This window comes from Georgenia faecalis, assembly GCF_003710105.1.
Taxonomy (GTDB): Bacteria; Actinomycetota; Actinomycetes; order Actinomycetales; family Actinomycetaceae; genus Georgenia_A; species Georgenia_A faecalis.
On record NZ_CP033325.1, the window covers coordinates 2,947,562 to 2,967,277 of the forward strand.

Here is a 19,716-nt window from a genome sequence, read left to right on the forward strand (position 1 = left end):
GCGGGACCGCCACGGTGGGGTGACCGGCCGTGGACCGACACGAGGAGGACAGCATGACCCCCAAGGACGCGCCGCGCGGGAGCGGGGTGCTCGTCATCGGGCTGGGCCGGTTCGGCGCGGCCCTGGCGGCGACCCTCGACCGCCTGGGCCGGGAGGTCCTCGCCGTCGAGCGGTCCGCCAGCCTCGTCCAGCAGTGGTCCGGCCGGCTGCCGCTCGTCGAGGCGGACGCCGCCAACCCCGAGGCCCTCGAGCAGCTCGGCGCCGCCGAGTTCCCCGTGGCCGTCGTCGGCGTGGGCAGCTACCTCGAGGCGAGCGTCCTCATCACGGGCAACCTCGTCGACATCGGCATGCCGCAGATCTGGGCCAAGGCCACCTCCGCGGAGCACGGGCGCATCCTGCGGCGCATCGGCGCACACCACGTCGTCTACCCCGAGTACGACGCCGGCCAGCGCGTCGCGCACATGGTCTCCGGCCGCATGCTCGACTACATCGAGATGGAGGACGGTTTCGCCATCGTCAAGATGCGCCCGCCGCGCGAGACGCAGGGGTTCACCATCGGCCAGGCCCAGGTCCGCAAGCGCTACGGCGTGACGATCATCGGCGTGAAGCCGCCCGGGGAGCCCTTCGAGTACGCCACCGACGCCACGCGGATCAACGCGGGCGACCTCCTCATCGTCAGCGGGGACACCACGCTGCTCGAGAAGTTCGCGGCGCGGCCCTGACCGCGCCGCTGCGGGTCGGCGCCCTCCGGGCCGGTGGCGGCGGCACCGGCCCGGAGGGACGTCAGAAGCCCTGCGCCAGGCGGTAGTAGACCTGCCCGAGGCGCAGCTGGTCGCGGAAGCCGCGCGTCGTCGTGCCGGCGTCGATGAGCGCCAGCTCGATGCCGGCGATGGTGGCGAGGTCGTCGAAGGTCTCGATGCCGAGCGCCGTCGTCATCACGGTGTGGTGCGCGCCGCCCGCGGTGAGCCAGCACTCCGCGGACGTCGCGAAGGACGGCGCCGGCTCCCACACCGCGCACGCGACCGGCAGGTGGGGCAGGGGCTCATCCGGCTCCACCACCTGCACAACGTTGGCGGTGAGCCGGAACCGCTCGCGCAGGTCCGCGAGGGAGACGAGCAGCGCCGGGCCGGGGTCGGCGGTGAAGATCAGGCGCACGGGGTCCTCGCGGTCCCCGATGCCCAGCGGGTGGATCTCCAGGGACGGCCGGTCCGTCGTGAGGGTGGGGCAGATCTCGAGCATGTGCGCGCCGAGGATCTTCTCCCGGCCGGGCGTGAGCTCGTAGGTGTAGTCCTCCATGAGGGAGGCGCCGCCGGGCAGCCCGTAGCCCATGACCTTGGCGACGCGCACGAGCACCGCGGTCTTCCAGTCCCCCTCGGCGCCGAACCCGTAGCCGTCGGCCATGAGCCGCTGCACGGCGAGGCCGGGCAGCTGGCGGAGCCCGCCGAGGTCCTGGAAGTTCGTCGTGAAGGCGGAGAAGCCGCCGTCGGTGAGGAACGCGCGCAGCGCGAGCTCCTGGCGCGCGGCGTACCGCAGGGAGTCGCGGCGCGCGCCGTCGGCCCGCAGCTCGGGGACGACGTCGTAGCTCTCGTCGTACTCGGCGACCAGCGCGTCGACCTCGGCCTCGTCGACGGCGTCGACGCGGTCGACGAGGTCGTTGACGCCCCAGGTGTTGATGGACACGCCGAGCGCGATCTCCGCCTCGGTCTTGTCCCCCTCGGTCACCGCGACGTCGCGCATGTTGTCCCCGAACCGGCACACCCGCATCGTCTGCAGGGCGTCCCACCCGGTGGCCGCCCGCGCCCACGTGGCGATCCGCGCACGCACCTCGGGGTCGCTCACGTGCCCGACGACGGTCTTGCGCGCGACGCCCATCCGGGTGGCGAGGTAGGCGAACTCCCGGTCGCCGTGGGCGGCCTGGTTGAGGTTCATGAAGTCCATGTCGATCGTCGCCCAGGGCAGGGCGACGTTGGCCTGCGTGTGCAGGTGGAGGAACGGCTTCGCGAGCGCCTCGAGCCCGAGGATCCACATCTTCGCCGGGGAGAAGGTGTGCATCCACGCGACGACGCCCACGCACGCGGGGTCGGCGTTGGCCTCCAGCGCCGTGCGGCGGATGGCGTCGCGGTCCTTCATCGTCCCCTTGAGGACGACCCGCAGGGGGATGTCGCCGGCGTCGTTGAGCGCGGCCACGATCTCGGCGGACTGCTCGGCCACCTGGGCCAGGGTGTCATCGCCGTAGAGGTCCTGGCTGCCGGTGAGGAACCAGATCTCCTTGGCCTCGAACGGGTTCTTCACGAGCGTCCTTTCAGGTGAGCATCGCCGCCCGGCTGTCCGTAGACGTTCTGGTAGCGCGCGTACAGGTGATCGATGTGGTGCTGGGGAAGGGGGGCCGGCGTGCCGAGCTGGCGGGCGAGGTGGACCGTGCGGGCCACCTCCTCGCACATGACCGCGGCCTTGACGGCGGCGCGGGCGTCCTTGCCGATGGTGAACGGCCCGTGCTGGCGCATGAGGACGGCCGGCGAGCGGGACTCGCTCAGGGTCTCGACGATGCCGCGCCCGATGGAGTCGTCGCCGATGATCGCGAAGGGCCCGACGGGGATCGGGCCCCCGAACTCGTCGGCCATCATCGTGAGCACGCAGGGCACCGGCTCCCCGAGGGCTGCCCACGCGGTGGCGTAGGGCGAGTGCGTGTGGACCACGCCGCCGACGTCGGGGCGGTGCCGGTAGACGTACGCGTGCGCGGCGGTGTCGGAGGACGGCTGGAGGCGGGCGGGGGTGCCGTCCTCGATCTTGGACCCGTCGAGCTCGCAGACGACCATGACGTCGGCGGTGAGCTCGTCGTAGGAGACCCCCGACGGCTTGATGACGAACAGGTCGGTGCCCGCCACCCGCTGGGAGACGTTGCCCGCGGTCCACACCACCAGCCCGTTCCGCGGGAGCTCCGCGTGGAGGTCGGCGACCACCTGGCGGGTGGCGGCGACGGCGGCCTGGACGTCGGGGGCGAGGTCGGTGAGCACCCTCATCGCGCGGTCTCCCGCTCGACGGCGTCGGTGAGGAGCACGTCGTCCGCCGCGTCCGGGGCGCCGGCCGAGACCGCCTCGCGCCGGATCTTGCGCAGGCGGCGCATCACCTCGTTCTTGCCGCGGCCGAAGTAGTCGTGCAGGCGGGTGTACTCGGCGTAGAGGGCGTCGTAACGCTGGGCGCTGCCCTCGTCAGGGGTGTACGCGCCCACGTCGCGGTGACCCATCGCGGCGGCCGCGGCCCGGACGTCGGGGTAGGCCCCGGCAGCGACGGCGGCGTGGATGGCCGAGCCGAGCGCGGGGCCCTGCTCGGAGGTGATGGTCGACAGCGGCAGGCGCGTGACGTCGGCGTAGATCTGCATGAGCAGCCGGTTCTTCAGCAGCCCGCCGGCGACGACGAGCTCGGTGACCGGGACGCCCGAGGCGTTGAAGGTCTCGATGATGGTGCGGGTGCCGAAGGCCGTGGCCTCGAGGAGCGCGCGGTAGGTCTCCTCCGGGCGGGTGGCGAGGGTCTGGCCGAGGACCAGCCCGGACAGCTCGTGGTCGACGAGCACCGAGCGGTTGCCCGAGTGCCAGTCGAGGGCCACCAGGCCGTGCTCGCCGATCTGCTGGTCGGCGCACCTCTCGGTGAGCAGCTCGTGCACGGAGATCCCGCGCCGCTCCGCCTCGTCCGTGTACTCGGCGGGCACGCTCGTGCGGACGAACCAGCCGAAGATGTCCCCGACGCCGGACTGGCCCGCCTCGTAGCCCCACAGGCCCTCGACGATGCCGCCGTCGACGACCCCGCACATGCCGGGCACCTCGGCGAGCTCGTCGCCGTTCATCACGTGGCACGTGGAGGTCCCCATGATCGCCACCATCTGGCCCGGCGCGATGGCGTCGGCGGCGGGGGCCGTGACGTGCGCGTCGACGTTGCCCACGGCCACGGCGATGCCCTCGGGCAGACCGGTCCAGGCCGCCGCCTCGGCGGTGAGCGTGCCGGCGGGGTGGCCGAGCTGGCCGATGCGGTGCTCGAGCTTGTCGCGGACGAAGCCGGCGAAGTCCGGGTTGAGCGCGGCGAGGAAGTCCTCGCTGGGGTACTCGCCGTCCTGGTAGATCCCCTTGTAGCCGGCGGTGCACGCGTTTCGCACGTACTCCCCGGTCAGCTGCCACACGATCCAGTCGGCGGCCTCGACCCAGTGGTCCATGGCCGCGTAGACCTCGGGGTCCTCCTCGAGGAGCTGCAGGCCCTTGGCGAACTCCCACTCGGAGGAGATGAAGCCGCCGTACCGGCGGATCCACGGCTCGCTGCGCTCGTGCGCGAGCGCGTTGATCCGGTCAGCCTGGCCCTGGGCGGCGTGGTGCTTCCACAGCTTGACGTAGGCGTGCGGCCGGCCGCGCCAGCGCGGCAGGTCGCACAGCGCCGTGCCGTCGGCCGTCGTCGGGACCATCGTGCAGGCCGTGAAGTCCGTGCCGATGCCGATGACGTCGGCGGGGTCCACCCCGGCGGCCGCGACGGCCGCCGGGACCGCGTGGCGGAGCACGTCGACGTAGTCCTGGGGGTTCTGCAGCGCCCAGTCGGGCGGCAGCGGCTGCCCGTCGCCCGCCGTGAGGGCGCGGTCCATGACCGCGTGGGAGTACTCATGGACCGCGCTGCCGAGCTCGGCGCCGTCCGAGACCCGCACCACCACGGCCCGGCCGGACAGGGTCCCGTAGTCGATGCCGATCGTGTATGCCGGCTGCCGGTCTGACATCTTCGTCCCTCGTCTTCCTTGACGCGCTTCGCCCGGTGGTCGCCGGCACCGCGCGGTGGCCGTGCCAGCACAACGGTGGTCACCCGCGTCGGCGGCGACGCGGTGGACGGGTCCGGGACCACCCTGAGAGGAGTGTGCGCGCTAACATCTCGCGGTGTCAACACCGAAAGCGATTTCGTCGTGACGACGGCGAGGGCCGGCCCCGCCGCTCGGCGGGACCGGCCCTCGCTCACCCGAGCGCCACCGGCGTCGGGGTGGCGCCGTGCGTCATCGGCAGGTGCGGGCCGCGTGCGGCGCCGTCACCGTCCGGGAGGACCCGTCCGCCGTCGCCGTCACGCTCACCTCCCCCGCAGCCACCGACGCAGCCCGGGTGCTGAACGTCAACGACGTCGCCCGGTCAGCCCCGATCGTCACCGACCGCGACCCCCAGGACGAGGACACCGCCACGTCCACCGGCGCCCCCGACTCGTTCGTCACCCGCACCGTCTGCACCACCTTCCCGGCCACGCACCGCGTGTCCGCCTCCACCGACACCTCCGGCCCGAGCGCGTCGGGCTGGTAGGCCCGCAGCAGCCGCTCGTGCTCGGCCGCGGTGATCGGCAGGACGGTCCCGTGCCGGGCGCTGAGGTCGAGCCCGGGCTCGTGCGTCCAGCAGTCACCGTCGTCGAGATCGGTGCAGGAGAACGCGACGTAGCCCTCGCCACCGCCGTACGGCGGCCAGTCCTGGAAGAGGAACCAGGTGTCCTGGCCGGGGGTGATGTTGACGTCGCCCTCGTTGGCCCGGAACGCCGTCGGACCCTCGGCGTGCCGCAGCGGGTCACCGGAGCCGATCCGCTCGGTGATGAGCTCCCAGCTCGTCCCGACCGCACCCGTCTGCGGACGCAGGAGGTCGGGCGACCTCTCGAGGAGGACCTCCATGATGTCGTTCCGCTCGTCCTTGGTGAAGCGGTAGTACATCCCGTCGTGCTCGACGACGGTGGAGTCGATCATGCCGCGGCCCGGCTGGCGCCGGATGTCGATCCACACCTCCGGCTCCGTGAACGTCACGAAGTCGCGGGTGAAGGAGATCATCATCCGGTTGTAGCTGTCGTTCGTGCGGCGGTCGCCCGGTGCGACGTCCTCGGGGTAGAGGTTCGAGGCCCAGTACACCGCGTACTGACCGATGCTCTCCACGTAGTGCGCCTCCGGCGCCCACGTGTTGCCCGCCGTCGGGAGGTTGACCTCGACCAGGCGCGGCTCGCCCCAGTCGACGAGGTCCGTGGACTCCCAGATCATCAGCGAGCGCGACCCCGTCTGCTGGGCCCGCGCGAAGTCGGGACCCTGGCCCGGGCGGTACGTCTTGAGGTCGGTGGCGAGGAGGAAGAACCGGTCCCCCTCGTGCGAGCGGATGATGAACGGGTCGCGCAGGCCCTGCTCGCCCATCGTCGAGGAGAGCACCTCCTCGTCGTCGTTGAGCGGGATCCAGCTGAGCGCGTCGTTCCCGCGGCTGGCGGCGAAGTAGATCTGCTCGCCGCGCGGCGTGCTCTCCCCCTTGAAGTGGGGGAAGAAGTACGCCTCGGTCTCCTCGACCTGCGGCATGGGCTGGACCGTGAGCGTGAAGGTCCGCGTGCGGACCACCGCGCCCTTGGTCGCGGTGACCGTGAGAGTCACCTCGACCGGGTCCTCCCCGTACGCCGGACGCGTGACCTCGCCCGTCGTCGTGACGACGCCCGCGTCGCTCGACGCCCACGTGAAGGTCGTGCCCTCCGCACCCTCGGTGGGCAGGGTGATGTTGCCGCGCACGTCGTCGGCGTTGGGGATGGCGAGCGCCTGGAGATCCTGCGCGACCGCGCTGGCGTCGGGGGTGCCGTACGCGATCTGCAGCGCCTCCCACTCCGCCCCGGTGACGGGCAGGACCGTGCCGTGCCGGAACCGCGACGGGAAGGAGTACTCGCCCGAGCCGAGCACCGTCCACTCGCCGCTGGCGAGGTCGGTCGTCGTCAGCGGCACGTAGCCGCGGCCGCCGTACTCGTCGATGAACAGGTACCAGCGCTCCTCGGTGTTGGACTTGAACACCGTCGGGCCCTCGCCCTGGTTGAGGCCCGCGGGCGGGGTGCCGGCGCCGACGCCGGACCGCACGAGCTCGAAGTCGTCCGCCGTCGGGCCGGAGCCGACCTCCTGGAAGACGTGCTTGCCCCCGGGGTTCGTCGCCGAGCGGTTCGCCTCGTTCTTGGAGAACCGGTAGACCTCGCCGTCGTGCTCGATCATCGTCGTGTCGATGACGGAGTACCCGTAGTCGATGAGGGTCTCGGGCTCGCTGAAGGTCCGGAAGTCGCGCGTCGTGGCGAAGAGCATCTGGTTGTAGGCGTTGCCGGTGTGGTTCGGGTCGTCCTCGGCGTAGAGCTTCGACGCCCAGAACACGACGTACTCGCCGCGCTCGTCGTCGTAGAAGATCTCCGGCGCCCAGGCGTTGCCGGCGTTCTCCGGCGCCACCTCGGCGACCCAGCTCTCGGACCAGTTGACGAGGTCCGTGGATTCCCACACGACGATGTTCCGGCTCCCCTGGCGCTGGACCTCGTCCCAGCTGCCGCTGGAGTTGCGCCACATCCGCAGGTCCGTGGCGATCTGGTAGAACTTGTCGCCCTCCGGGGAACGGATGATGAACGGGTCCCGCAGGCCCATCTCACCGCTGGTGGAGACCATCACGGGCTGCCCGCCGTTGAGGTTGGTGTAGCGCAGCGGGTCGTTGCCCTCGCTGAGGGCGAAGTAGACCTGCTCGCCGTGCTCGAGCCCCTCGCCGAGGAAGTGCGAGAAGAGGTAGCCCTCGTAGTCCGCCGGTGCCGGCAGCGCCGGGACGTGGGCGTCGAACACCCGCGTCACCGTGGCCGCGCCGACGCTCACCGTCGCGGTGAGCGCCACCTCGGCGGCGGCCTGGCCGGCGGCCGGGCGGTTGACCTCACCGGTGGCCGTGATGACGGAGGCGTCCGAGGAGGCCCACGTGACGGTCGAGCCGTCCGGGCCGGTCGTCGGGAGGTGGAGGTTGCCGCGGACGTCGTCGACGTCGTGGACGACGAGGGCCGCCGCCGCCGCCTGGGCGCGCTCCTGGTCGCTCCCGACGGGCACGACGGTGACGGTGAAGGACCGCTGGGCGCTCGCTCCCCGCTGGCTGACCGTCGCGGTGAGCGTCGCGGTCCTCGCCGCGGTGCCCGCCGCGGGCCGGGTGACGACGCCCTGAGCGGTGACGACACCCGCGTCCGACGTCGCCCACGTGACGGCGGAGCCGCCGGGCGTGGTCGCCGGGAGCGTGAGGTCCGCGGTGATGGCGCTCGTGTCCCCCAGCGTGAGGGCCGCGGCGTCGGCGTCGACGACCGGCTGGGCGTTCGCCGCGCTGAGGTCGGCCACCTCGCCCGCGCTCAGCGCGCGGTCGTAGATCCGGAAGTCCTGGACGGCACCCTTGAGGTACGGGTCGGCGGAGTACAGCGACCGCCCGATGTAGTTCGCCGTCGTCGTGCCGTTGCCGATGCTCCCCGGCGTGATGGTCACGGCGGTGTTGCGCGCGACCTCGCGGCCGTCCTCGTAGAGGATCCCGGTGGTGCCGGTCTGGGTGTACGTGAGGTGCTTCCACACGTTGCGCGGCAGGTTGTAGCCGTTGGCCTGGGTGTTCTGCTCGGTCGACCAGTTGCCGCTGGCGATGGTCGTACGCAGCGGGTTGCCCTCGGCGAAGAGGTAGCCGTTGCCGTTCGCCCCGCTCGAGTTGCCGAGGCCGTAGATGAAGTACGCGCTCCCCATGCTCGGGTCGATCCGCACGTCGAAGGCGACGGTGATCGAGCTCAGCCCGGACATGATGTTGTTGGGGAGGCGGACGTAGTCGTTGACGCCGTCGAGCTCGAGGCCGTTGGGCCCGGGCTGCGCGCCGCCGAGGATCTGTCCGTCCCGGTCGTGGCCGGAGGCGTCCTCGGCGACCGTGCCGCCGTCCCCGCTGAAGGGGTAGTGCAGGACCAGCCCCTCGGTCGTCGGCTCGGCGGCGAGGGCGGCCGGCATCGCCGACACCACCCCCAGGCCGAGCACAGCGGCTAGGAGCGCCGCCGCTGTCCGTTGCTTTCTCATGCGGTTCTTCCTCTCATCGTCGTCCGCGTGCGCCGTCGCACGCCACGTCCTCGATCAGACCGGTGCCGGGCCGGTGCCCCGCCCCGGTGCGGACCGGCGGGCGGGGGTCCGCCCGCCGGCCCCGCTGCCGGCGTCAGTCGCCGTGCGTCATCAGCAGGTGCGGGCCGCGTGCGGCGCGGTCACCGTCCGGGAGGACCCGTCCGCCGTCGCCGTCACGCTCACCTCCCCCGCAGCCACCGACGCAGCCCGGGTGCTGAACGTCAACGACGTCGCCCGGTCGGCCCCGATCGTCACCGACCGCGACCCCCAGGACGAGGACACCGCCACGTCCACCGGCGCCCCCGACTCGTTCGTCACCCGCACCGTCTGCACCACCTTGCCGGCCACGCACCGCGTGTCCGCCTCCACCGACACCTCCGGCCCGGCGTCGTCGGCGACGCCGAGGCGGAGGAAGGTGATGGAGTTGGCGGGGAACTCGTAGGTGAACTCGTTGCCCACGCCGCTGAGCTCCCGCTCGACGGGCACGATGTTCGTCGGGTCCTCCTTGGAGTTCACCGCCGTGAGGGAGTCCGCGGTCATCTCGGTGACCGTGCCGGCCCCGGTCAGCTCGACGTCGGAGACGCTCACGTCCGTCACCGCGGCCGCGGGGGCCGTGTTGACGACCTTGACGATGAGCTCACCGGTCTCGACGTCCCGCGTGACGACGTGGTTGAGCACGCTCGTCGGGGCGTCCTCCGTGTACTCGATCTGGAGCTCGTCGTCGAGGTAGAGCCGGATGTCGCTGCCCTCGACCTCGACCCGGATGTCGTACGTCTGCCCGGTCGTCACGGAGGTGTTCTCCCGGGCGGCCACCTCGGCCCCCGAGCGCTGGAGGGCCATCCGGGTGTTGTTCCAGCCGCCGATGTTCCACCAGTAGTAGTCGTTCCCGCCGTTGGCGGCGAAGCCGACGAGGAAGCCCTCCGCCCCGGCGGTCTTCGTCGCCTCGAGCTCGAGCGTGTAGTTCGTCCAGTCCTGCTCGTACGCCCCGGCCGGGACGCTGCGGGCGTCCTCGACGTTCGTGGCGGTCTGGCGGTACTGGCCGTCGACGACGGACCACGTGCCCCGCACGGGCGCCCAGTCCGGCGCACCGCCCGAGAAGTCCTCGGAGAGCAGCACGTCGCCGTCGTCGGCGGTGACGACGAGGTTGTCGTACGCGGCCGCCGTCCGCCACGTCGAGAGGAAGACGCCGCCGGAGATGTCGGGCGCGACGACGTCGCCGCCCTCCATCGTGCTGGGCACCACCTCGTGGCCGCGGTTCGTCGAGAAGAGCCGCTGGACGTAGTAGTTCGCGGTCCCCCACGCCTCGTCGTTGTCGAAGTAGATCATGTTGGCGTCGCGCCACTGGACGTAGTCCTCGTTGGCGAACATCGGCGCGTAGGACGCCATACGGACGATGTCGGAGTTGCGCTCGACGCCGGTGAGGTACGCGGCCTCGGCCAGGGCGTTGTAGAACGTGTTGCCCCGGGAGGCGTACTCCCCGATGAAGGCGGCCGGACTCTCGCGGTCATAGCTGTCGTACCGGTCGGTGTTCGCGAGGAACCAGTCCGGGGTGTTGTAGTAGTGCTCGTCGACCATGTCCGCGCCCTGCTCGCGGGCGAAGTCCCACAGCTCGTCGAAGAGCGCCCCGCCCGAGGCGAAGCTCGAGTTCGAGACGATCTTGATGTCCGGGTAGGCCTCGCGGATCGCGTCGTGGAAGAGCGGGTAGTTCTCGAAGTACTGGCGCTGGGAGTCCTCGTTGCCCAGGCCGATGTACTCGAGGCCGAAGGGCTCGGGGTGGCCGAGCTCCGCGCGCACGGCGCCCCACTCGGTGTCGATGCCGCCGTTGGCGAACTCGATGAGGTCGAGGGTGTCCTGCACCCACTCCTCGAGCTGGACGGGGTCGGTGAGCGCCGCCGGCCCGCCGCAGGCGTTCGTCCCCACGGGCAGGACGGGCAGCGGCTCGGCCCCGAGGTCCTCGGCCCACATGAAGTACTCGAGGAAGCCGATGCCGAAGGACTGGTTGTACCCCCACCAGTTGAAGTTCGTCGCGCGCTCCTCGAGCGGGCCGATGGTCTCCTTCCAGTGGTAGGCGCGGCGACGGTCCGCGTAGCCGCTCTCCTCGTAGTCGTTCCACGTCCCGGCGATGACGCAGCCACCCGGGAACCGGATGAAGGACGGGTCGAGGTCCTCGACCATCTCGGCGAGGTCCTGGCGCAGGCCGTACTCGCCGTTGACCGGGCCGGCCCACTGCTCGTCCGGCAGCAGCGAGACCATGTCGAGGTGGAGCACGCCCGCGGCTCCGGCGAGGACGGCGAGCTGCGCCGCGTTGGTCGTCGCGGTGGAGGTGATCGTCGCCGTGTACTGCTTCCACTCGTTCGAGCCGTCCACCTGGACGGTCGCGGTCCCGTACTCCTGGGTGCCGGCGACGTCCTCGAGGCGGGCGGTGAGAGTCTGCGGCGTCGCCGAGCGGGCCCAGACGGAGAACTCGTAGTCCGCACCGGCCTCCAGGGCGACGCCCTCGTTGAAGGAGGCGTTGCGCAGCCCCGCGCCCGCGCCCGTCGAGTCGAGGGCGAGGTAGAACCGGTTGTTCTCGTTCATCCGGCCCTCGTCGGTGACGACGGTGGCCGTCGTCGTCGCCCCGCCGCGCTCGACCTCCTGCCAGCCCGTGAGGCCGGTGAAGGAGGTGTTGTCGGACCGGTTGAACTCGAACGAGCGGTTGCGGACGAGCTCGGCGTACAGGCCGCCGTCGGCCGCGTAGTTGATGTCCTCGTAGAAGATCCCGTAGAGCTCGGGGCTCATCTCGATGTCGGTGCCGTCGCCGTCGATCTCCAGCGTCGCGGGGTACGGCTCCGGCTCGGTCGGCGGCGTGTCCGCCGTGGCAATCGCGAAGTAGTCGAACACCGCGGTGTGCGGCTGGGCGGCGCCCGCGGCGAAGGCGTAGAGGCCCACCTGCGTGATGTCGAAGGCGACGGTCACCTGGGCCGCCTCGACCCAGCCGTCGTCCGCCCAGTAGCTCGTCGTGACCGTGTCCCCCGTGCGCTGCACCTGCAGCGTCTCGCCCGTGGACCCCGGCCGGGGCGTGAAGGTGGAGGTGAAGACCGCGTTGCTCTCCTGCGCGTTCTCGATGACGACCGGCCCGTCCTCGGCGAAGCTGACGTTCACCAGGCCGGCGCGCACGTAGTTGTCGAGGTCGCCCATGGCGAGGATGCCGGCGCCCTGGAAGTCCTCCGCCACCGGCGCCTCGAACGAGGCCACCGCGGTGAAGTCACCGACGGGCACGTCGAGGAGGAAGACGTTCCGCGGGTCGTTGCTGTCCTGGTGGGTGTCGCCGGGCAGCGAGGTGATGGTGAGCTCACCGGCCTCCGGGTCGAGCGACCAGCTCTCGGCGGCCTCGCCGAGGACGGTCCAGCGCTCGTCGAGCTGCGGGGCGTCGAACTCCTCGAGCCACGCCTCGGGAGGCAGCACCTCCGGCGGGGCGGCGGCGGACGCCGCGGTGCCGCCGGCGAGGAGCGCCGCGGCCAGGGTGAGGGCGGTCACCGATGCAACAGATACCGGCGCAGCGCTGCGCCGTCGCGACATGCTCATGTGTGCTCCATCAGCTCAGCAGGGTTGGCGAGGAGTGCCGCGACGGGCGTGGTGCTCGTACTCCTTTCCGGGCGGCGCGTCGTTGCGGCGGCGGTGGGGCGGTGCCCCGGGGACGTACGGGCCGCCGGGCCGGGGGGCTGCCCCGGCCCGGCGGAGTCCGGTCAGGTCCGGCGTCGCACCGTGATGGCGCGCTGCAGGACGACGAACGCGAGCAGCACCACGCCGATGAAGACGCGGGTCCACCACGAGTCGAGCCCCTCCCGGGCGATGAGCACCTGGATGAGCCCGTAGACGAGGACACCGGTGGCCGTGCCGAGGATGAACCCGACACCGCCGGCGAGCAGGGTGCCCCCGATGACGACCGCGGCGATGGCGTCGAGCTCCATGCCGATGCCGGTGAGGTTGAAGCCGGAGCGGGTGTAGAAGGCGAAGAGGATCCCCGCCACCCCCGCGCACGTGCCGCTGATGACGTAGACGAGGATCCGCGTGCGTTCCCCGTTGAGCCCCATGAGCTTGACGGCCGAGCCGTCGTCGCCGGCGCCGAGGCCGTAGACGGTCCGCCCGAAGCGGGTGTAGTGCAGCAGGTAGAAGGCGAAGGCGAGCAGGACCATGGCGATGACCATGCTGATGCTGATCCGCCAGAGGGTGCTGCCCTCGCCGAACTGCAGGCTCCACCCTGCGAGCGCGGCGAAGTTCGGGTCGCTGATGCCCAGCGACTGCACGCTGACGACGTTGGCCAGGCCGCGGGCGAGGAACATCACGGCGAGCGAGGCGATGAACGGTTGGATGTCGAAGACCTGGACCATGATGCCGATGAGCAGGCCGCACAGCGTCCCGATGAGGACGCCGACGACGAGGACGACGGGCAGGGGCAGTCCGGCGATGAGCAACCGCGCGACGGCGAGCCCGACGAGCGCCACCACGGCGCCGACCGACAGGTCGATCCCCCCGGTGAGGATGACGAACGTCATGCCGATCGCGAGGACGAGCAGGTAGGAGTTGTCGACGAGGAGGTTGGAGAACAGCCGCATGCTGATGAAGCTCGTCGACTCCGTGCTGTACCGGGCCTGCCCGATGCCGAGCATGAGGACGAGGGTGATCACCGTGCCCACCACCGGCAGGAACCGGCGGTCGAGCCGGGTGAGCAGGCTGCGGCCGCGCTGCGTGGGCCGGCCCGGGGCCTTACGGGGGGCCGGGCGTGCCTCCTCGGCCGCCCCTCGTGCCGTGTCCGTGTGTGCCATCACGCCGCCGCCTTCGCTCCGGAGGGGACCAGCTCTGCTCGCACCCGCCGGGACCGTAGGCGCTCGCGCAGGAAGGGCGAGGCCGCGACGGTGACGGCGATGAGGACGATCGCCTTGAACAGCGGCGTCGTCTCCGAGGGCAGGTGGAAGATGATGACGGCGCGCTCGAGGGTGCTGAGGATGAGCGCACCCACGACGACCCCGCCGAGGTAGAACCGGCCGCCGGAGAGCTTCGTGCCGCCGAGGACGACGACCATGATCGCGTCGAGCTCCCGCATGAGACCGATGTTGTTGGCGTCGGCGGCCATGGTCGGCGAGCCGTAGACGATGCCGGCGAGTCCCGCGAGGGTGCCCGCGATGATGTAGCAGAGCCACGTCGTGCTGCGCGCCCGGACGCCGGAGAGTCGGGAGGCCTCGCCGTTGATGCCGATGGCCTCGAGGAACATGCCGAGCGCCGTGCGCCGCACGACCAGGCTGAGCAGGAGGAACACGGCGATCGCGATGACCACCGGGGTGGGCACCCCGAGGACGTACCCCGCGCCGATCGCCTTGAACGGGGCACTGGTGACGGTGGTGATCTGGCCCTGGGTGATGAGCATCGCGATGCCGCGGCCGGCGATCATGAGGATGAGCGTCGCGATGAACGGTTGGATGCCGAGGACGGTGACGAGGAACCCGTTGAACGTCCCCACGAGCACGGCGACCGCGAGCCCGAGGAGCAGCGCCGTCAGCGCCGTGCCCAGGCTGCCGCCGTCGGCCGCGTTGTCGATGTACTCCAGGGAGACGGACAGCGAGATCGCCATGACGGCCCCGACCGACAGGTCGATGCCGCCGGTGGCGATGACGAGGCACATGCCCAGCGCCAGGAGCAACGGCGTCGCGCTGTTCCGGGCGATGTCGACGAGCTGACCGACGAGGTGCCCGTCCCGGACGGTGACGTCGAGGAAGCCCGGGCTCCGCAGGCCGCAGGCGAGGACGAGGAGGACCAGGGCCACCACGGGCCAGAACAGGCCGTGGTGGGAGACGTCGCGGAGGAAGGAGCCCCCCGCGCTTCGGCCGCGGCCGGTGGACGCTGTCATGAGGCGTGCGCTCCGCTCTGGGCGATGAGCTCGAGGATCGTTCCCGAGTCGATGTCGTCGTCGTTGACCACCTCGGCGAGCTTCTCGCGGTCGCGCATGACGACGACGCGCTCGCTGAGCCGGAGGACCTCCTCGAGCTCGGAGGAGATGAACACCACCGACATGCCGTCCCGCGACAGGTCGGCGACGAGCTTCTGGATCTCCGCCTTGGCGCCGATGTCGATCCCGCGCGTGGGCTCGTCGAGGATGAGCAGGCGCGGGGAGGTGGCGAGCCAGCGGGCCAGCAGGACCTTCTGCTGGTTGCCGCCCGAGAGGTTCCTGATGAGGGCGTTGGGGTTGGGAGGGTTGATGTTGAGGGCGGCGATGTACTTCGCCACGATCTCGTCGAGCTCCTTGCGCGGGATCGGCCGCCACGTCCCTCGGCCGGCCTGGAGCGCGAGGGCGATGTTCTCGCGGACCGTGAGGTCGCCGACGATGCCCTCCTTCTTGCGGTCCTCGGTGGAGAAGGCGATGTCGTGCTTGAGCGCCGTGCGCGGGGAGGTCATGCGCACGGGCGTGCCGTCGATCTCGACGGTCCCGTGGTCGGCCCGGTCCGCCCCGGCGAGCAGCCGTGCGGCCTCGGTGCGCCCGGAGCCGAGCAGACCGGCCAGACCCACGATCTCCCCCTCGTGGAGGTCGAGGTCGAAGGGCTCGAGCGAGCCGTCCTTGCCCAGGCCGAGCGCCCGCACGAGGGGCCGGTCGGCGGTGTCGCGCTGGGCGACGGCCCGCGCCTCGGCGCGGATCTCCCGGAAGGCCTCCCCGGCGCGCCCGATCATCTTGGAGATGAGCTCGATGCGGGGCAGCTCCGCCGTGAGGTGCTCCCCCACCAGCGCACCGTTGCGCAGGATCGTCATGCGGTCGGAGATCTCGTAGACCTGCTCGAGGAAGTGGGAGACGAAGAGGACGGCGACCCCGGAGTCGCGCAGCTGGCGCACCACCCGGAACAGCTCGGCCACCTCGGCCTTGGCCAGGCTCGAGGTGGGCTCGTCGAGGATAAGGACCTTGGCGTCGACGACGATCGCCCGCGCGATGGCGCAGAGCTGCTGGACGGCGATGGTGTGCGACGTCAGCGGCGATCGCGGGTCGATGTCGAGGTTCATCTCCTGCAGGAAGCGCGCCGCCTCACGGTGGGTGGCGCGCCAGTTGATGAAGGGGCCCGTGCGGACCTCGTGGCCGAGCATGACGTTCTCGCCCACGGTGAGGTTCGCGCAGAGGTTGACCTCCTGGTACACGGTGCTGATGCCGGCGGCCTGCGCCTCACCGGGGTGGGCGAACCGCTTCTCCTCGCCGTCGACGGTGATCCGGCCGGAGTCGATGCCGTAGACGCCGGTGAGGGCCTTGATGAGCGTCGACTTCCCGGCGCCGTTCTCGCCCATGAGGGCGTGGACCTCGCCCGGGAAGAGCCGGAAGTCGACCCCGTCGAGGGCCTTCACTCCGGGGAAGGTGATGGTGATCCCGGTCATCTCGACGACCGGTGCGGGCGGGTGGGACATCGCTGGCCTTCCGTGCGTCCCTGCGGGGGCGTGCTGCGCTCCGGGCCCGGCCCGGGCGCTCGCGGCCGGGGGCGCCGGCCGCGACAGCGCCGGGGGGAGCGATCCGCTCCCCCCGGCGTCGTGCGTCAGTACGGGCGCTCGTCCACGAACGCCTGGTCGATGTCCGCCTGCTCGAAGGCGGTCTCCTCGACGAACGTCTGCTCGGGGACCTCCTCGCCGGCGTGCACCTGCTGGATGAGCTCGGCGAGCTGGTCGCCGAAGACCGGGTTGCACTCGACGACGTAGTTGAACTTGCCGTCGAGGAGCGCCTGCATGCCGTCCTTGACCGCGTCGACGGTGACGATGGCGATGTCCTCGCCCGGGACCATGCCCGCGGCCTCGATCGCCTCGATGGCGCCCAGGCCCATGTCGTCGTTGTGCGCGAAGACGAGGTCCGTGTCGGGGTAGGCCTGGAGCGCGGCCTCCATGGCGGTGCGGCCCTCGGCGCGGGTGAAGTTGCCGCTCGCCTCGCCGACGATCGCGTCATCGCCGACGACCTCGCGGAAGCCCTCCTGGCGGTCGACCTGCGCGCCCGAGCCCAGGGTGCCCTGGAGCTCGAAGATGTTGGCGTCGGGGAAGTTCTCCGCGACCCACTCGCCCGCGGTGACGCCCTCGGCGCGGAAGTCCGAGCCGATCCACGTGACGAACGGGTCCTCGACCGTCGTGTCGACGGTGCGGTCGACGAGCACGACGGGGATCCCGGCGTCCTTGATCTCCTGGAGGACCTGGTCCCAGCCGGTCTCGATGACCGGGGAGAACGCGATGATGTCCATGTCCTGCGAGACGAAGTCGCGCAGGGCGCGGATCTGGTTCTCCTGGCGCTGCTGCGCGTCGACGAAGGTGAGGTCGATGCCGTTCTCCTCCGTCAGGCTGGCCTGGATCGACTCCGTGTTGGCCGTCCGCCAGCCGCTCTCGGCGCCCAGCTGGGAGAAGCCGACGCGGACGAGCTCGTCGCCGCCGCCCTCTCCGCCGGCGGCCGCGGTACCGGTCTCCTCGCCTCCGCCTCCGCCGCCACCACAGCCGGCCAGGGCCAGCAGGGCCACCCCGCCCAGGGCGACGCTCGCCCGCATTCGGGTGCTCTTCCTTCCGAACATGCTCTCCTCCTTGAGTGCCTCAGCAACGATGCTGGTCGCAGTCACCACGCGGTGTACCGACTGTCGAGGGCCAGTGTGCGCGCTAACATCTCATGGTGTCAACAGGCGCGGGTAACAGGCTGGTAACCGTTCGGACACTGGGGCCCAACGTGCGGCGGTACGCTCGGCAGCCCGAGCACCACGCGGTCCGACGCGCCCCGCAGCAGGCAGGCCGCCGGTGCTCACCGGCCCTGAATGACGACGTAGGAGTGCTGTGAGCGGGATACGAGAAGACGTGGGGGCCAGGCGCGCGCCGGTCATGTCCGACGTGGCCGCCCGGGCCGGCGTCTCCCACCAGACGGTCTCCCGGGTGCTCAACCACCCCGAGCTCGTCCACCCCGAGACCCAGGAGCGGGTCCGCGCCGCCATCGCCGAGCTCGGGTACCGCCGGAACATGTCCGCGCGCGCCCTGGCGACGAGCCGCACGCGCATGATCGGCGTCGTCACCCCGGCCACCCGGAGCTTCGGCCCGACCTACACGACGGTCGCCATCCAGGACGCGGCCCGGGAGGCCGGCTACGCAATCCTCACCGCCGGCACCGTGGACGCCGCGGCGAGCCCGCACGACGTCCTCGACTTCTTCCTCGACCGCGGGGTCGAGGGCGTCGTCGTCGTCGCGCCGACCGAGGAGTTCGCCGAGGCCGCCCGTGGCCTCGCCGGCTCGCTGCCCATCATCGTCATCGCCACGGGCCTGCGCTCGCCGGCCCCGCTCCACGTCGTCGCCATCGACCACGAGCAGGGCGCCCGCGACGCCACCCGGCACCTCATCGACCTCGGGCACCGGCACATCGCCCACGTCGCCGGGCCCTCGAACTGGTTCGACGCGCGCGCCCGCCTGGCGGGGTGGCGCGCCGAGCTCGAGGCCGCGGGCCTCGAGGTCCCCGAGCCGATCGAGGGCGGGTGGGACGCCACGCAGGGGTACGCGGCGGCCCAGCGGCTGCTGAGCGGCCCCACGATGCCGACGGCCGTGTTCACCGCCAACGACCTCCTCGCGCTCGGCATGATGCGCGCGTTCCACGAGGCCGGGGTGCGGATGCCCGACGACGTCGCCATCGTCGGCTACGACGACATCTCCGGCAGCGACTTCTACGAGCCGCCGCTGACGACGGTGCGCCAGCCCTTCCAGGAGGTGGGCCACCAGGTCATGGAGGCCCTCCTCACCGCCCTCGACGGCGGTTCGCCGGAGCCGGGCCTGAGCCGGCCCGAGCTCATCGTCCGGGCGTCCTCCGGCGCCCCCGCGCAGGGCTGAGCCCCGCGCCCCGCAGGAACCGACCCGACCCGGCCGGCACGAGACGAGGAGACCCCATGAGCGCGACGAGGACCGGCCCCGGGGGCCGGACCATCCACCTCGCGGCCGGCGACTACACGGCGACCGTCGTCGGCGTGGGCGCCGGCCTCGCCCGCCTCGCGTGGCGGGGCAAGGACGTCGTCGTCCCCCACGAGGCCGACGCGCTGCCGCCGGCCTACCTCGGCAAGACGCTCGTCCCGTGGCCCAACCGGGTGAGCGACGGCCGCTACGTCCGCGGCGGCGTCACGCACGAGCTGCCCGTCAACGAGCACGCGACGAACGCCGCGCTCCACGGCCTCGCCTGCTGGGTCGGCTGGGACCCCGTCGAGGAGGACGACGCCTCGGTCACCCTCGGGACGGACATCGTCCCGCAGTACGGGTACCCCTTCTGGCTGCGGTCGCACGTCCGCTACGCGCTCACGCCGTCGGGCCTGACGACGACCATCACGACGACCAACCTCGGCGAGGGCGTGGCGCCCTACGGGGCCTCCTCGCACCCGTACCTCACGTGTGACGGCGCGCCCGTGGACGGGTGCGTCCTCGTCGCGCCCGCCGGGCAGGTCCTCGAGGTCGACGAGCGGATGCGCCCGCGGGCGTGCGTGCCCGTCGACGGCACCGACCTCGACCTGCGTGCGCCGCGCCCGCTCGGCGCGCGGCAGGTCGACCACGCCTACACGGGCCTGCCCGCCGGCACCTGGGCCGTCACGCTCACCGACCCGGCGTCGGGGCTGACCGCGCGGATGCGGGCGGACGCCCCGTGGGTCCAGGTCTACACGGGCGAGAAGATCGACCGGCGCGGCGTGGCCGTGGAGCCCATGACGTGCCCGCCGGACGCGTTCAACTCGGGCACCGACCTCGTCGAGCTCGCCCCCGGCGCCACGCACACCCTCGCCTTCGCCATCGACGCGACGCTCGCGCCGTGAGCGGGGCGGTGCGGACTCGCCCGCCGCACCGCGGCCGGGCCG

At 71.9% G+C, this 19,716-nt stretch carries 12 protein-coding genes; 3 read left to right on the forward strand and 9 right to left on the reverse strand.

Translation table 11 applies throughout. The features are described from left to right. Positions 1 to 53: 53 nt before the first annotated feature. The gene (locus EBO36_RS12985) at positions 54 to 722 is read left to right on the forward strand and encodes a potassium channel family protein (protein WP_122824995.1); all 669 of its coding nucleotides are present in this window, start codon (positions 54 to 56) and stop codon (positions 720 to 722) included. 61 nt (positions 723 to 783) lie between these two features. Here the strand turns inward: EBO36_RS12985 and araA are convergent, their stop codons facing one another. From araA to EBO36_RS13030, 9 genes are all read right to left on the reverse strand, one after another. Continuing rightward, positions 784 to 2,292 (reverse strand): L-arabinose isomerase, encoded by a 1,509-nt coding sequence (araA, locus tag EBO36_RS12990; protein ID WP_122824996.1) that lies wholly within the window; start codon positions 2,290 to 2,292, stop codon positions 784 to 786. Continuing rightward, a complete protein-coding gene (locus EBO36_RS12995; RefSeq protein ID WP_122824997.1) occupies positions 2,289 to 3,020 on the reverse strand; it encodes an L-ribulose-5-phosphate 4-epimerase in 732 nt (243 codons plus the stop codon). Before EBO36_RS12995 ends, araA begins: the two co-directional genes overlap by 4 nt. Beyond that, complete coding sequence (araB, locus tag EBO36_RS13000; protein WP_122824998.1) at positions 3,017 to 4,750, reverse strand: ribulokinase; 1,734 nt, start codon at positions 4,748 to 4,750, stop codon at positions 3,017 to 3,019. Before araB ends, EBO36_RS12995 begins: the two co-directional genes overlap by 4 nt. 267 nt (positions 4,751 to 5,017) lie before the next feature. Then, positions 5,018 to 8,836 (reverse strand): immunoglobulin-like domain-containing protein, encoded by a 3,819-nt coding sequence (locus EBO36_RS15920; RefSeq protein ID WP_122824999.1) that lies wholly within the window; start codon positions 8,834 to 8,836, stop codon positions 5,018 to 5,020. Positions 8,837 to 8,986: 150 nt separating this feature from the next. Further along, on the reverse strand, positions 8,987 to 12,391 hold the full coding sequence (locus EBO36_RS13010) for an alpha-L-arabinofuranosidase C-terminal domain-containing protein (protein ID WP_164471471.1): 3,405 nt from the start codon (positions 12,389 to 12,391) through the stop codon (positions 8,987 to 8,989). A 209-nt stretch (positions 12,392 to 12,600) separates the two neighbouring features. Further along, positions 12,601 to 13,680 (reverse strand): ABC transporter permease subunit, encoded by a 1,080-nt coding sequence (locus tag EBO36_RS13015; protein WP_122825000.1) that lies wholly within the window; start codon positions 13,678 to 13,680, stop codon positions 12,601 to 12,603. Then, positions 13,680 to 14,759: an ABC transporter permease gene (locus EBO36_RS13020; protein WP_122825001.1), complete on the reverse strand. Its 1,080-nt coding sequence runs from the start codon at positions 14,757 to 14,759 to the stop codon at positions 13,680 to 13,682. The genes EBO36_RS13015 and EBO36_RS13020 overlap by 1 nt, the downstream gene beginning before the upstream one ends. Further along, positions 14,756 to 16,291, reverse strand: a complete 1,536-nt coding sequence (locus EBO36_RS13025; protein WP_122825002.1) for a sugar ABC transporter ATP-binding protein — start codon at positions 16,289 to 16,291, stop codon at positions 14,756 to 14,758. The genes EBO36_RS13020 and EBO36_RS13025 overlap by 4 nt, the downstream gene beginning before the upstream one ends. Positions 16,292 to 16,416: 125 nt before the next feature. After that, positions 16,417 to 17,424 carry an ABC transporter substrate-binding protein gene (locus EBO36_RS13030; protein ID WP_241236898.1) on the reverse strand — a complete coding sequence of 336 codons (1,008 nt, stop codon included), beginning with the start codon at positions 17,422 to 17,424 and terminating at the stop codon, positions 16,417 to 16,419. A 274-nt stretch (positions 17,425 to 17,698) separates the two neighbouring features. Between EBO36_RS13030 and EBO36_RS13035 the strand changes: the two genes are divergently transcribed. Together EBO36_RS13035 and EBO36_RS13040 are read left to right on the forward strand one after the other, a co-directional pair. Next, entirely contained in the window at positions 17,699 to 18,712 is a 1,014-nt protein-coding gene (locus EBO36_RS13035; RefSeq protein WP_244925290.1) for a LacI family DNA-binding transcriptional regulator, read from the forward strand. Positions 18,713 to 18,768: 56 nt separating this feature from the next. Further along, the gene (locus EBO36_RS13040; protein ID WP_122825005.1) at positions 18,769 to 19,674 is read left to right on the forward strand and encodes an aldose-1-epimerase; all 906 of its coding nucleotides are present in this window, start codon (positions 18,769 to 18,771) and stop codon (positions 19,672 to 19,674) included. The last annotated feature ends 42 nt before the right edge of the window (positions 19,675 to 19,716 follow it).

Bases quoted from the DNA above. Each gene is read 5' to 3' on its own strand.
- EBO36_RS12995 (WP_122824997.1), bottom strand. From the start codon at position 3,020: ATGAGGGTGCTCACCGACCTCGCCCCCGACGTCCAGGCCGCCGTCGCC.
- araB (WP_122824998.1), bottom strand. From the start codon at position 4,750: ATGTCAGACCGGCAGCCGGCATACACGATCGGCATCGACTACGGGACC.
- EBO36_RS13040 (WP_122825005.1), top strand. From the start codon at position 18,769: ATGAGCGCGACGAGGACCGGCCCCGGGGGCCGGACCATCCACCTCGCG.
- EBO36_RS13030 (WP_241236898.1), bottom strand. From the start codon at position 17,424: ATGTTCGGAAGGAAGAGCACCCGAATGCGGGCGAGCGTCGCCCTGGGC.
- EBO36_RS13015 (WP_122825000.1), bottom strand. From the start codon at position 13,680: ATGGCACACACGGACACGGCACGAGGGGCGGCCGAGGAGGCACGCCCG.
- EBO36_RS15920 (WP_122824999.1), bottom strand. From the start codon at position 8,836: ATGAGAAAGCAACGGACAGCGGCGGCGCTCCTAGCCGCTGTGCTCGGC.
- EBO36_RS12985 (WP_122824995.1), top strand. From the start codon at position 54: ATGACCCCCAAGGACGCGCCGCGCGGGAGCGGGGTGCTCGTCATCGGG.
- EBO36_RS13025 (WP_122825002.1), bottom strand. From the start codon at position 16,291: ATGTCCCACCCGCCCGCACCGGTCGTCGAGATGACCGGGATCACCATC.
- EBO36_RS13020 (WP_122825001.1), bottom strand. From the start codon at position 14,759: ATGACAGCGTCCACCGGCCGCGGCCGAAGCGCGGGGGGCTCCTTCCTC.